The 13,722-nt window shown below is 45.3% G+C and carries 13 protein-coding genes and 1 pseudogene; 9 read left to right on the forward strand and 5 right to left on the reverse strand.

Annotated elements, in window-relative coordinates:
- Positions 1–9: 9 nt before the first annotated feature.
- Both ON006_RS13365 and ON006_RS13370 read right to left on the reverse strand, forming a co-directional pair.
- Positions 10–1,020 (reverse strand): FecR family protein, encoded by a 1,011-nt coding sequence (locus ON006_RS13365; protein ID WP_244820293.1) that lies wholly within the window; start codon positions 1,018–1,020, stop codon positions 10–12.
- A 57-nt stretch (positions 1,021–1,077) separates the two neighbouring features.
- Complete coding sequence (locus tag ON006_RS13370) at positions 1,078–1,749, reverse strand: RNA polymerase sigma-70 factor (protein WP_244820294.1); 672 nt, start codon at positions 1,747–1,749, stop codon at positions 1,078–1,080.
- A gap of 125 nt (positions 1,750–1,874) precedes the next feature.
- Here ON006_RS13370 and ON006_RS13375 point away from each other — a divergent pair, with 125 nt between their 5' ends.
- The 3 genes from ON006_RS13375 to ON006_RS13385 all read left to right on the forward strand — a co-directional run bounded on the left by ON006_RS13375 (position 1,875) and on the right by ON006_RS13385 (position 2,827).
- Complete coding sequence (locus ON006_RS13375; RefSeq protein ID WP_244820295.1) at positions 1,875–1,991, forward strand: exo-beta-N-acetylmuramidase NamZ domain-containing protein; 117 nt, start codon at positions 1,875–1,877, stop codon at positions 1,989–1,991.
- Between the two features lie 72 nt (positions 1,992–2,063).
- Positions 2,064–2,498, forward strand: coding sequence for an SRPBCC family protein (locus ON006_RS13380; RefSeq protein WP_244820296.1), 435 nt, complete (start codon positions 2,064–2,066; stop codon positions 2,496–2,498).
- Positions 2,495–2,827 carry an ArsR/SmtB family transcription factor gene (locus ON006_RS13385; protein WP_244820297.1) on the forward strand — a complete coding sequence of 111 codons (333 nt, stop codon included), beginning with the start codon at positions 2,495–2,497 and terminating at the stop codon, positions 2,825–2,827. Before ON006_RS13380 ends, ON006_RS13385 begins: the two co-directional genes overlap by 4 nt.
- A gap of 131 nt (positions 2,828–2,958) precedes the next feature.
- On the opposite strand, the gene ON006_RS13390 is transcribed toward ON006_RS13385, so the two are convergent.
- Entirely contained in the window at positions 2,959–3,528 is a 570-nt protein-coding gene (locus tag ON006_RS13390; protein WP_244820298.1) for a DJ-1/PfpI family protein, read from the reverse strand.
- Positions 3,529–3,804: 276 nt separating this feature from the next.
- On the opposite strand from ON006_RS13390, the gene ON006_RS13395 reads away from it, so the two are divergent.
- The gene (locus ON006_RS13395) at positions 3,805–4,230 is read left to right on the forward strand and encodes a hypothetical protein (protein WP_244820299.1); all 426 of its coding nucleotides are present in this window, start codon (positions 3,805–3,807) and stop codon (positions 4,228–4,230) included.
- 156 nt (positions 4,231–4,386) lie between these two features.
- Entirely contained in the window at positions 4,387–4,809 is a 423-nt protein-coding gene (locus ON006_RS13400) for a helix-turn-helix domain-containing protein (protein ID WP_244820300.1), read from the forward strand.
- Between the two features lie 67 nt (positions 4,810–4,876).
- Here the strand turns inward: ON006_RS13400 and ON006_RS13405 are convergent, their stop codons facing one another.
- Positions 4,877–8,668 carry a hypothetical protein gene (locus tag ON006_RS13405; RefSeq protein WP_244820301.1) on the reverse strand — a complete coding sequence of 1,264 codons (3,792 nt, stop codon included), beginning with the start codon at positions 8,666–8,668 and terminating at the stop codon, positions 4,877–4,879.
- Positions 8,669–8,733: 65 nt separating this feature from the next.
- The gene (locus tag ON006_RS13410; RefSeq protein WP_244820302.1) at positions 8,734–9,435 is read right to left on the reverse strand and encodes a hypothetical protein; all 702 of its coding nucleotides are present in this window, start codon (positions 9,433–9,435) and stop codon (positions 8,734–8,736) included.
- A 353-nt stretch (positions 9,436–9,788) separates the two neighbouring features.
- Between ON006_RS13410 and ON006_RS13415 the strand changes: the two are divergent.
- The 4 genes and pseudogenes from ON006_RS13415 to ON006_RS13430 form a co-directional block, all read left to right on the forward strand.
- Positions 9,789–9,912, forward strand: a pseudogene (locus tag ON006_RS13415) (PadR family transcriptional regulator); the annotation flags it as partial.
- Positions 9,913–10,062: 150 nt separating this feature from the next.
- Positions 10,063–10,617 carry a hypothetical protein gene (locus ON006_RS13420; protein ID WP_244820303.1) on the forward strand — a complete coding sequence of 185 codons (555 nt, stop codon included), beginning with the start codon at positions 10,063–10,065 and terminating at the stop codon, positions 10,615–10,617.
- A gap of 159 nt (positions 10,618–10,776) precedes the next feature.
- Positions 10,777–11,115, forward strand: coding sequence for a PadR family transcriptional regulator (locus ON006_RS13425; RefSeq protein ID WP_244820304.1), 339 nt, complete (start codon positions 10,777–10,779; stop codon positions 11,113–11,115).
- The gene (locus ON006_RS13430) at positions 11,112–13,718 is read left to right on the forward strand and encodes an ABC transporter permease (protein WP_244820305.1); all 2,607 of its coding nucleotides are present in this window, start codon (positions 11,112–11,114) and stop codon (positions 13,716–13,718) included. The genes ON006_RS13425 and ON006_RS13430 overlap by 4 nt, the downstream gene beginning before the upstream one ends.
- The last annotated feature ends 4 nt before the right edge of the window (positions 13,719–13,722 follow it).

Here is a 13,722-nt window from a genome sequence, read left to right on the forward strand (position 1 = left end):
ATTAAGAGATTAAAGAGGTTGTTGTGACAGAAGCACCTTGTCTTCTTTTCGGGTGATTTTAATGTTCAGGGCTTCTGCAATGATTGATAAAAGCTCCTCCCCGCTCTGCGACGGATAAGCTCCTGATATGGTCAGCGCAGCTACTTCGGGATCGGTAATTTCAAGGTTCATTCCAAAACTTTCCTGAAAAAGGAAGGTAATTTCGCGCAGGGAAGTTTCCTCAAATACGTAACGATGATCACGCCAGGCAGCATAGTTGGCAGGTTGCGTGACCGGCTTTAGGTTGGCATTTCCATTTTTCTTCAAGTCAACCAGATCGCCCGGTTTTAAAGTAACCTGTTTGGCAGGCTGACCCGCCTGCCGATAATGAAATTCTACCTTCCCTTTTTGCAACACCACTTTCGTGCCACGCGGTCGGGCAAATAATGTGAATTCTGTTCCCAATACTACCACATCAGCCGCATTGTCCGTTTTTACGACAAACTGCTTGTGATCAGCTGTATGTGTTACTGAAAACAGCGCTTCCCCTTCCAGCCAGACTTCCCGATTTTTTGTACCAAAGCCGAATCGCGGAACCCGAAGCATTGAATTCGCATTTAATGTCACCTGGCTACCATCAGAGAGGGTAACGATTCTTGTCTGACCATAATGCGTTGAATAGGTCTGGTTCAACAATTGCTTTTGGAAAACAAATAGACCGACAATCAATACAATTGAGGCTGCCAAGCCCAGAAGAGACCGGTTACGCGTAAAAAATCCGGATACCGGAAGGGCCGAACCCTGTTCTGCAAACGCTTCTTCTGAATGTACATGGACGATAAAATTGTGATAACGGTTGAGTGCAGACGCATTGTCTGCAACATATTGCAGATTAGACTTTTCCCACTCTTCCAGCCATTCATAGAACAATTCCTCGTTGGCTGAATTCCGACACCAGTCATCAATCTGCTGACGCTGCAGAATGGTCACCTTTCCCGCAAAAGAGTCCAAAATAAGTTGTTTGTTAATCAGATCTCGCATGATTCAATTGGCCTTTTTAGATAGACACATCGGTTACTTAAAACCCTTAAACGTTGATCAAAAAAATTCATAAAGTGACCACAAGAAGACTTGAAACCAACGGCCTTTCAACAATTCCCGCAATGCGTGACTGGCCAGCCTAATCTGCACTTCGATCGTGCGGACAGACAGACCAAGTTCACTGGCAATTTCACCATACTTCATTCCATCAAACCTGTGCATCAGGTAAATGCGCCGTCTTTGTATGGGCAATGACTCGATGGCTTTCTCTACATCACGATACAACTCATCATATTGGGTGATCGAATCGGGTTGATGCGCTTGGCCAGTCGCCTGATACTGAGCCTCCTCCAAGGATACGTCGCGTCCAAAAGTCTGCCGGACGTAGTTATACGCCCTGTTACGCACGGCCTTGTAGAGGTAGGCGCGATAGGAGCTGGTAATGGTGGCAAATATTTGCTGCTCATAGAACTGACAAAAAATATCGGCAACCAGATCCTCCGCAACCGCTTTTGATCCAACAAAACGCACCGCATGACTACACAGGGCAACATAATGTTGGCGGAACAGTAGTTCACAGGCAAGGCCAGCATTGGTCTGACAAGTCTTGCGAATAAACAGTTCTTTATCCGAAGCGATGGGCCACTGACCATCCGGTGATATATCCATAGGTTCAAATGGCAGCGGTTCGGTGGGTGCAGAGAGCTTCGAAGAACTGGGTAATTGCATGTTCGTAAGAATTAACCATTTGCAGACCAATTGCAAATCTAAATTTAAGACAAATTAGTCTTGGAAAACCCTTAAACCAAACAGGATATTTTTTATAAAAATTAAAACAAGCCAAATAATTACATATGACAGTCTTTTTGATCAGCAGGTCAGGAATCCATTACATACCCATGACGCATGGCATGACGATCGGTGACTTAGCGCAATACCTGAATGGTGAGGAGCAGCTCCTTTATCGTTAAGGAATAAAAATTTGATAATTAGGTAAGTTAAAACTTACGTGTTTACTTTGCGTAACTTTAAACTTACCTATCATGCAAAAAGTAATAAACCATGAATGGTTCTATCCACATGACCCAGAAACCGTCTGGACTTACCTCACTGATTCCGATCTGATGAAGAAATGGTTAATGCCCAATGATTTCAAGCCGGTGGTTGGCCATCAATTCAGTTTTACGGCTCTACCCAGACCTCAATTCGGATTTGACGGAAAAATCCATTGTGAAGTATTGGAAATCATTCCTTTGAAACGTTTGTCGTATAGCTGGAAAGGGGGCTGGCGGGGAAAAGTGAGCCTGGATTCCAAAGTAACCTGGACGCTGACGCCAAAAGAAGGAGGAACTATGCTATCGCTGGAACACAGTGGCTTTAAAGGATTTAAAAATGTTATTCCTTACCTGGTAATGAACAAGGGCTGGGAAAAGATCAGCAAAAGAATTTTTATGCATTTAGTAAAGCAGCCGCTATGAATGCAAGGCTCGATGTATTTCAGGTAGTCGCCGATCCAAGTCGGCGACATATGTTGCTTTTGCTCTCGCAGGGAGGAATGACGATTAATGCGATTGCTGAAAACTTCGAGATGAGCAGGCCCGCCATCTCCCAACATGTGAAAGCACTGCATGAAGCTGGGTTCATTACGATTGAGGATTCAGGACGGACGCGTTATTGTCGGATCAAAAAAGATGGCTTTGAACACCTTTTGGAATGGATTAATTACTTTGATCAGTTCTGGCAGGAGAAAATGCAAGATCTGGGCGCCTTAATGGCAAACCAGCATGAACACAATACACCATCCTAACCTAAGCATCATAAGGTCCTTGTTTGGGAACGTTGCAGATGGCCCCTACATGGACTGGCGACAGTGTCAGTAGTTTCTGCCTTCCTCAAGGGAACAAAGAAGGCAGGAACTACAGGTTACCGACCCTGCATCTACTGCGCCATGAATTCCGCTTTATTGAGACAGGCAAAGACTTCGCGATAAAACTCGGGGTGCGATTGCCAGGTCTGGCCGGTTATGATATTTCGATCACGAACTGCCTCTTCGGTGACATACGTGCCGCCACCCATCTCAATTTCAGTCCGCACATGTTCGTAAGCGGTCAGTTTTCGGTTGTTGGCCAGTCCCGCTGTAACCAGGATCTGGATACCGTGGCAGATGGCCAAGACCCATTTGCCCTGTCGGTCAAACTCGCGGACTATTTCCAACAGCGCAGCATGGTTGCGCAGGTATTCGGGAGCCCGGCCGCCCAGTAGCAGAATAGCGTCATAGTCGCCTACCACCACTTCCTCAATCGTCAGATCCGCAGCCAGACAATAGCCGGGCCGCTCCACATACGTATCCCAACCCGCTTCAAAGTCGTGCATCACCAGGTGAAGCCTGCGTTTGCTAGGAGCTGCAATCACGGCAATGTCTCCTTCTTCCTGAAAGCGGTGAACGGCATAGAGGGTTTCATAACTTTCGCCACCATCCCCGGTGACGATCAATATTTTGCGATTCATGGCAAAAAGGATTTAAACATGGAATACTAATTGAGTCATTTATTTTGCTAAACATCCAAAAGTCACCACCGGGTGCGTCCTACCTTGATTGAATATCAAATCTTTCAATACAATTTCTCAGGATCCAGATAACAAAGTAACAGAGGCCTGAAAAATTTGCCCATGAACTTGTCAGTCATGTCTAAGGGTGCAAATTATATGGCCCAGGCACAATTTTTGTATGTAGTTGAGTCGCTCAATGTCAGCACTTTATATGTATATTAATCGTACTGCACCATGTATTCTCTACCACTTATGTTGGCGTATGCCATTTGCACGGGTGTCGTGAATGATACCCTGCAAACACCCCAAACAAAGTTCGCCTCGGTTGCCGATAAAACGCCTGTTAAGCGTCATGCGGGGTATTTCTTCGCGCTCCGGACTGTGCCTCTTTCGCAGGAGCAATATGTTTTCTCTGCTGATCAGCTCAAAAAAGGGATTTATATTCAAGGCGATAAAAGTGTGGTGGTTGGCCACACAATGACCGTCAGGACATCAAAAGGCTTTGATATGTACTTTTCGGGATCGGATTACAATGTTGTTCTGGCTATTAAGGAAGCGAGGCGGGTTGATGACGCAACGATCTCGTATAAGGGTACAATGTCAGTGCAACATGGGGCGGAAAAGCAGCGGTTCGCTGTACATGGTTTTCAGCAGGACTGACGGCCCGAATTCCGGCTAGCGGCAACGGCCGTTCCGGTAACTTACATGGAAAGGCCCTACGCGGGCCGCCCAACGTGGGTCGCCCGTAAATTATCCGGAAAGTTTTGAGGGGATTTATATAAATTGCCTTATTAACTTATCCAAACGCCTTTCCGCATGACACATACTACCTCCAACCCAAAGATCCACGAAGGCCGTAATCTTAAAAGATTTCGAGAAATGCTCGGTGTCAAACAAGATTTTTTGGCCTTTGAGCTCGGCGAAGACTGGAACCAGCAAAAAATCTCCCTGCTAGAGCAAAAAGAAAAGATCGATTCCGACATTCTGGAACAAGTTGCCGCGGTTCTTAAAATCCCTGCTGAGGCGATTCGGAATTTTGATGAAAATCAAGCCATTAATATCATTTCGAATACATTTCACGACCAGTCAACAGGTGTGAATGTTCATCCAACATTCAATATCAATCCCATTGAAGAGATCAGGAGATTGCATGAGGAGAAGATGGCTCTTTATGAGCGGATGTTGGCGGAGAAGGATGAGATGATGGGGCGGATGGAGCGGTTGGTTGGGGGGAGGTGAAGGGGGTATAACTCACTAGAACCTTGCAGAAAAGAACGCGAATATTGCCAAGTGAGACATGAGATTACTATTCAAAACTTTCATTTCGATCTTGATACCGCTCTTCTTCAAACTTTCTCTGCTGAACTATTTCCTCATTCCACTGACTAAACTTTAACCTGGCCCATTCAGAAAGTTGGATATTGGGATTGTCAAAAAGTTCAGAAAACAACGTCAGCCTTGCTTGGTAGGCATTCACACGTGATCCAGAGACAGCGGACGGCCTAAGGGTGCTTTCAATTTCGTCCAACACTTCCAATAAGTTGGGAGCGCCGTCAACAAGTTTCCAAAAAATTGGCTTCCATTTAAGCTTACCTGGCTCAACGGTTCTTTCATAGCTAATAAGCGCACCACCGATAATCTTGTATCTTTCGTAAGGATCTTCTCTGCACCAGTTGAGTAAAAAATTATCCGATAAAGTCGAAATATAAGTATCGTATTTTTCAAAATTTCTACGAAAGTCGATCCAGCCTGCATATACAGTGAGAGTCCCTTTTTCTAATAATGTATTTAACAAGCATACTGGTTGAATCTTAACTAGCTTTTTCAATATGCCATCTGCCGACTTCAAAAAGCCGTACCTAAGTCTGATTAAACGCATCAGCTTTAACGTAAATTCACTAGCTGAATCAAACGCTTCTTTTCCAGAAAAACATATCTGTAAGACTACGCCAATCTTATAACTATCGGTAGACTTTAATTCCTTTTCAAGATCCATATTTAAAAGAATACGCCTACCAATATCCAGCAGCTCGCCCCTTATATCATTGATGGAACCTGATTTCACAACGTGACATTTAAAATACAGAATCTCAAAGGCAGCTTCTTGGCCGCCTGGACGATTCAAAATTCCAACAATAATATCAGATAAGTCCTTTGGTGATGTATTCGAATAAATAAGCGAATAAGAGAGCAATTCAAATTCTTTTGATTTTATTTCCAAATCTTGAAGAGCTCGTCGAAGCAGTCTTACCCCGTTTTGGCTAGTAGGAATTGCTGATTGCAATGACAAGAATAAATGTTTCAATTCCGCCGAGTCTAATGTTTGCTCCAATATTTCATCAGAATACCTTTCATTCTCTTTTTGAGCACTATTAATCCAACCTTTCAGTAAAAAAGGTCTCCGATTTTGAGTCGGTATCGTCAAGTATTTATTTAACAAATCGTCCCAAACCTCTCCTTTATCAACCGCACCATAATAGATCCCTCGTCCAAGATGCAAAATATCGCTATTCTCAACCGAAAAAAGCGTTGGAAGTAGTTTGTTTATAACTTGCTCATCTCTTATCAATTCGATTCCGAGCTCTTCATAGATCTGATAAAGTTTTTCAAAGCTACTTGTCTCTTCATCCAGCAGTGCATCAGCGATATCCATTCCTATCGCGTCTGACATAAAGTATGCGACGATTTGCTCATACAAATTCTTAGGTCGTAATGATTGCTCCAAAACTAAAAGCCTTTCTTTATTCTCTGTTTCGTCATCTTTTGAATCGTACCGAACTATTGACAAAATTTCAAACCACCCTTGCGCCCAAAAACCATTTCTAGTCATTTGCTCACAAACCAATTCGACAAGTTCGAAAAGGTTGGTTTGTGTCCAAATACCCCTAAGTTTTTCTGCCAGGATCTTTTTGAGCTCTGCTTGGAATGGAGTATCGTCGTCGAGCATTCTAATGCATTGCTCGACCACTTTGGTAAACCAATTTTCTACTTCATCAGGATGTTGTAGGCTTAAACCATAATCTCGTGATCGTGAACCAAAGCTCGGATTATTAGGAGATTGGAAATGCCAAGCTTCCAAAGCGGATTCAATCAACTCTATCGCAAGTTGTCGCTTGCTCGTAATGTTAGATTCCCAGAGGCTCTTAACGAGTTTTAAACGCACTTCAATAGGGGCGTAAGTACCTGACATACTAAGCTGGTACATGGCGCTTAGTTCCCTACGAATAGAATCAGAGTTCTCACCTACTTTTTCAGTTAATGCAAATTCGGCAACAATTTTCGCGCTCCTGAGAAATAAAGGCTCCTCATAGCCAATATGTTTGAGAAGCCGAACAAACCGGGAGAAATATTCATTTTCCCGGCTTGCAAACTTTCCTGGCAACAAGGCATTTGCTCTTTCAATCGCGAGCAATGCGCGTTCCGGAAGTATACTTGCGAGATTCTCAAAGATCGACATTCCAAATTCATTCAAATTACTGACGTCTCTCATCCATCCATTTTCAGGTGCGAGCCAATGTTCAACAATTTTTTTTACCGGCTCACTATCTGGAATGTAACTAAGTCGTCTGCTAAACGAACGTATCAGCCGCTCTGTCCCCTTTCGCAGGAAATACTGGTCTAACATATCAGCTGTCAGTCGATCCAAAGCTCCTATCGCCAATCTATTCGCGATAGCATGAGGTAGTACCGCTCGAAATTTCCCCCTAGCTTGAACAAGGTCTCGATCTCTCAGATCAGCCGAGTGTTTGTATAGAGCTTGCACCGGTATTGAACTCATAAGACTAAGAATTTCGAGTTCGGAACTTGCAGTCTCCACATCGTACGAATAAACCAGTGAAAGAACTTCTGCTGAATGCTTTAAATCCTCATTCTCATTATTCCGTTGATAAAAAAGCCTTTTAAAAAGCTCTTTATTTTGAAGATAACCAATCGACTCCCCAAGAGTAACCGTTTTGGCCAAAGCAACAGCTACGCGTGCATTGCCTCCCGAGAATTCGGCGATTTTCCAGGCATCCAATTCAGTAATTTTGGGAAATCGTCTTAAAATCAATGTGCTGATCACACGATCACTAGACGGTTCAAGATGAAAAACGTCAGTTTCATCCGGCTGGTCATCCGCAACATCATATTCGATAGTAAGCAAACTGACTGAGTGTGACTGACATGTTAATTTATTCACTAACGACCTATGAAGTTCAGGAGAACAGTTGTCAATAATTAGAATTGTCCGGTAATTTCCAGCTATGAGTTGCTCCGTAATGTGCTGTGGACTAGGCGTAGGCTCCTCCGAGATATCAGTATATATCACATGAGACTGGTTAACAATCTCTTGCCCAACCCTTTCGTCGAAAAGTGCTTGGGCGAGTCTGGTTTTTCCGACACCAGATAATCCGGTTAATCTCAAATAATTTCCTGGCTGAGAGAGCAACTGTCTAATAGCCAATATTCCATTCTCAATAGTCAGTTCAACATCTTTTCTTCTCTTATCAATTAATCTACAACCATCGTCCAAGATATAATCTTCGTTTGTAGTAAGATTTGCAGCCCAATCAGCGTAGGATTTCCAACCGAAAATCGGGCGTTTAACACGGTGGCGAATCCATAATATAATTGAAGGATGCTCTCTCACCCAAGTCGCTATACGTCCTCCATGATAATAGTCGACCTTTACGTCAAGGCCTCCGATCGCTTTCTTCATTTCAACGATCCTATTGTTATACTCCTTTGACGTTAAGCTATGTCGAGATACGATAACATAGGCACCCTGGTCTCCCGCGAGATCCACTATAGATTCTCGAAGTTTTCCTAGCGGCTTCATTTCTTTGAGAATCAATGCAGGTGTCATATTTGTGACTTTGCTTTGAAATATAGTATGTGGCCGGACAATGTAACTATCTACCGACAACAGGACGTCAGAGGCTATTAAAATATCAATTCCTCGATCAGGGGCGTCTTGGTGCCCTCCCCATTGAACTGCCTTTGTTGGAATTCCATACTTTCGATACTCCGCTTCACACAAAAGCCCAATCAAGCTTCTCAATTCTCCGTCTTCCAGTGCGGCAATATCCTTATCCGTTATTTCTAGCAATTCGCTCATATTATAAATCTTTCTCGGCAAATACTCAGTTTGGCTTGAATCGGCTATCATTATTAAATAAACACTTACAGATTAGCAAGCATGTCATCTTTATAAATCGACGTATAGGCTAACAGCCCCAAAATAACAAAACACCCCAAAACTTGATATCCATAGTTGTCAGGAGTTACAAAAAAAGTCCAGTTTAATAGTGTATATAAAGTAATTACACCAAAGAATGTTAGCACTGTTAAATCCTTGGTTGCTTGTTTCACTAGTTCCAAATCTTTTATTCGACTTACACCAACAATTCGACAGCTCGGGTCGATTTCTGCATTATCACCGTCATAAATCACTTTTACCCCAAAAGTGTCTTTTGAATTCAAAAGTGTGGGGTTAATAATGATCGATTTATTTTCGATTGAAAACTGAACTTTGAGGTTCTTTGGATTCAACGCCTTTATTTCGCAATCAAGAATTCGAAGATTGCCAACGAGCTTTATTTCAATGGCCTCATGAAAGTCTTCACTTTTGATTGGTAGGAAACCATAATTCTTGATTTTTACTGATGCGACCCTAAGCGATTTGACGACAGTATCTTTGTAAGAAATTGATAATTGGTTTGTAAACCCTAAGTCTTCCTCAAATACAGATTCGGAGAATTGCACAAGATAACCAAGCTTCTTTTTTCGGAGTTGCACAAGCGCTATAATTAACCCGATTATAGTAAGGATGACAGATACGCCCTGCCACCAAGGCTTGGCAAGAATGTCGCTAATCTGATCCATTTTGAGATTTGTAGTTAGGGTTCACATTTTTACTTGCAATATATTCAGAGATTAATTATTCTCAGTATTAAACCTACCACCGCCGAGTGTCTATGCGTCAGAATGATTTACTGCATTGACCTTGCAGCGGTAAAACCAAGCCATAGGATCAGCGCTTACCCAACGGCACCGTCGGCCCCCTCCCCCCACCGTCCAAAATTGAACACTCCCCTCCCTTTCCGAACAGCAAAGCCCTTAAAAACGCTTAAAAAGCCCCTTCCAAGCCTGGCGCGCATTTATACCATAAAATATAAACTAATCATTATGGGATGCGCAGGACGTATTTGGGATAGTTTGAAGAGCTTGTTCTACTCATGATCGCAATCCTTGAGGGGGGACGCGTATGGTGTTACCGTATCTCAGGAGATCGAGCAGCATACGGGCAGGGTCGTCACTTCCGGTGCGGTTCATATTACATTGCTCAGCCTCGAAGAAAAGGAGTTGTGACACCCGCGCTCGCCACCTATTCTTATATTTTTTGTGTAAATTAGGATTGTCTTGCGGGATCACATTTGGCACTATGGGCGACCTTAAGGCTAAAATATCGCAGGATGGCGTCCCTCTTCCGTCACCAAAAATTTTAAGATTATGGAGAATAAATCAGCCGTGTTCGTCAGAAACACTTCGCCAGGGCTATTATTGATAGCCTTTTTTATGGTTGCTCTATTTCTACCAGGCCATAGTTCAGCCCAACAAAGGAACGCTGATTCAATATCTACAGTCAGAAAGGACACTTTGGTAGGGAACGGCGAAAGAGAAGACTCCCGGGGTCCGAACATTGCTGCTGACACTGCTATTACCTTACCCAGGCAGGGATATTACAAATCAGTGAAATTATCGGCATTCCAGCATGAAATCACCAACTGGCAACCGGGTGAGCTGGCTACTAACAAACAATTGTTTCAAAGCAATTTTGTTGTTTGTACAGTCTTCGGCATCATTACCGCCATCGCCGGCCCAGCTTTGTTCATTAGTGGTTATAAAAACTATGATATATGGAATTCCAACAAGACAGCAGCGCAAATAACAGGCGGCCTTTTGATTAGTGGCGCATCCATTCCTTTGTTTATATTCGCAATCAGGAACCGAAAAAAATCAAAATTAATTAAGATGGAGCTGAAACGCAGGACAGCACAAAATTAGATTTGTAGTTGCGGATTCCGCCCCCTCCTCCCCACACGTCCAAAACCGAACACCCCCGTCCCTTTCCGAACATCAAAAACCTCTCAAAAACGCTCAGAAAGCTGTTTCTAAGCCTGGCATGCATTTATACTATAAAATATAAACTAATCATTTTTCGGGATGCGCAGGACGTATTTGGGGGAGTTTGAAGAGCTTGTTCTACTCATGATCGCAATTCTTGATGGGGATGCGTATGGTGTTACCGTGTCTCAGGAGATCGAGCAGCATACGGGTAGGGTCGTCACTTTCGGTGCGGTTCATAATACATTGATCCGCCTGGAAGAAAAGGGATTTGTAACGTCGGAGCTCGGCGGGGCTACTACGGAGCGTGGCGGGAGGCGGAAACGGCTTTTTAAGATGACAAACCTCGGGAGAAGCGCGCTGGCCGATATCCAGCAGCTGCGCAACAAGCTTTGGAAACTGATGCCCGATCCCACATTAAAGCTGAGCGGGATATGAACACACCACAACCGCCGCAATGGGCAAAAACGCTGCTTCGCTGGCTGCACCCCGAAAATACGATTGAAGAAGTGGAAGGTGACCTGGACGAGCTGTATGCGTATACCTATAAACGCACCGGAAAAAGACAGGCTGTGCTGCGTTACCTGCTGAATGTCGTCACGGTGCTGCCGCCATTTGTGCGCCGGCGTGGTAGCAAAACGAAATATAATCAACCATTTTCTCTTAGCCCTGATATGTTAAAAAACTATTTCAAAATCGCCTGGCGGAACATTGTCCGTCAAAAAGCTTATTCGATACTGAACATTGCGGGCTTATCCATCGGCATGGCTTGCAGCATTCTGATCCTTTTGTGGGTGCAGAACGAACTGAGTTACGACCGCTTCCACACCCGCGCCAACCAGCTGTTTCGCCTCACATGCAGTGCAGGCGACTTCAAAGCGGCCGTCAGCCCGGCTGGAATGGCCAGGGGCTTGCAGGCGCAGCTTCCGCAGGTCAAAGGCGGGGTAAGGATGAGCAAACCGAGCCCGATGCTGTTTGAAGTGGGAGAAAAAAAGGTGGAAGAAAAGCGCGTATTCTATGCCGATTCCAACTTCCTGGAAGTGTTCTCATTCCCGCTGCTGGCTGGCAATGTCGCTACGGCCCTGAGCGACCCCGGAGCGATATTGATCACCGAAGAAACGGCCAAAAAGTATTACGGCACGGCCGACGCCGTGGGCAAGACGGTGCGCATCAACAACCACGACAACTTTACCATTGCCGGCGTGCTGGCCAATACGCCGTCCAATTCGCATTTGCAGTTCGACGCGATCATTCCCATGAAAACGATGGCCAGCTGGAACTGGGATTTGAAAAACGACACCTGGGGCAATTTCAACTTTTACACCTACCTCGAACTCGACGAAAAGACGGCCGCATCTGCCCCCGCCCAGCAGAAACTCCTGCAACAAATAGGCAAAATGTTCAAGGAACACGGCGAGGAGATTAAAATCGACTTCCAGCTGCAACCGCTAACGGACATCCACCTGCATTCCAACTTGCAGATTGACGTTCCCGGACATGGTAACATTCAGTATGTCAATGTTTTCTTTATCGTCGCGCTATTCATTCTGGCGGTGGCGTGCATTAATTTCATGAACCTGGCCACGGCACGCTCCGAGCGCCGGGCTAAGGAAGTGGGCCTGCGCAAGGTGGTAGGCGCCAATCGCTACCAGCTGGTGTTCCAGTTCCTGGGCGAATCGCTCCTGTTTTCGTTCCTCTCGCTGGTGATCGCGATCGGGATCGTGTACCTGCTGCTACCCGTGTTCACGATGCTAACCGAGAAAACGCTCGCCATTCATTTGCTGGATGGAAAGCTGCTGATGAGCCTGCTAGGTATTGCGGTATTGACCGGCCTGGTTTCGGGCAGCTATCCGGCATTGTTCCTCTCGGGTTTTGCGCCTGTGAAGGTGCTGAAAGGCAAAATGAGGGTCGCGGGGGGCAATTTGCTTTTCCGGAATGCGCTCGTGGTGACACAGTTCGTGGTCGCCATTGTGCTGCTGGTGGGCACTGCGGTAGTTTATAAACAACTCGATTTTATCAAAAAACGAAACCTCGGCTTCGACAAGTCCAACCTGCTTTACCTGCCTATGACGGGCGAGCTGGGAGAAAAACGACAGGCATTGAAGGCGTCACTGGCGCAAAACCCGCTGACGGAGAACTTCACCGTCATTTCAGATCTGCCCACAAAGCTCGAATCCGGGACAGTCGACGTTGTTTGGGACGGACAAACCACCCGTAACCAGGTGGTGTTCCCGTCGCTGGACGTGGATGAAAATTTCGTTAAAGTCTTCAAATCGCAGGTACTGGCAGGCCGCAGCTTCGACAAAGCGTTTTCGGGCGACAGTTCCAATTATATGATCAATGAAAAGGCGATGCAGATCATGGGTATGAACACCAATAATGCGGTAGGACAGCCGCTGACTTTCGGCGATACCAAAGGAACGATCATTGGGGTTGTGAAGGATTTCCATTTCAAATCGCTGCAGTATGCAATGGAGCCGCTGATCCTGCGCCTCAACAAATGGGGCGGCGTGGTGATGGTCCGCACCACGGCGGGCAATAACGAGCAGACGATCAAAGCATTGGAAAAGATCAACGCACGGCTCAACCCGGCATTCCCTTTCACATTCGGCTTTCTGGGTAAGGACCTGGATAATCTGTACCGCAGCGAGCAGCAAATGGGAAGCATTTTCAATTTGTTTGCGGGCCTGGCCATTTTCATTTCCTGCCTGGGCTTGTACGGCCTGTCCGCCTTCATGGCCGAGCAGCGCACGAAGGAAATAGGTGTACGCAAAGTGCTGGGCGCCACCGTCGCCGGGGTCGTAAGTTTGCTGTCACAGGATTTTATGAAACTGATATTGATAGCCATCGTCATAGCATCACCCATTGCCTGGTATGCCATGAATAAATGGCTGCAAGGCTTTGCCTACCAAACGACCCTTGAATGGTGGATTATCGCCCTGGCCGCCGTACTGGCCGCCGGCATTGCATTGTTTACGATCAGTTTTCAGAGTATCAAAGCTGCGCTGATGAACCCCGTGACGAGCTTGCGGAGTGAATGAGGTT

Source organism: Dyadobacter pollutisoli, assembly GCF_026625565.1.
Classification (GTDB): Bacteria; Bacteroidota; Bacteroidia; order Cytophagales; family Spirosomataceae; genus Dyadobacter; species Dyadobacter pollutisoli.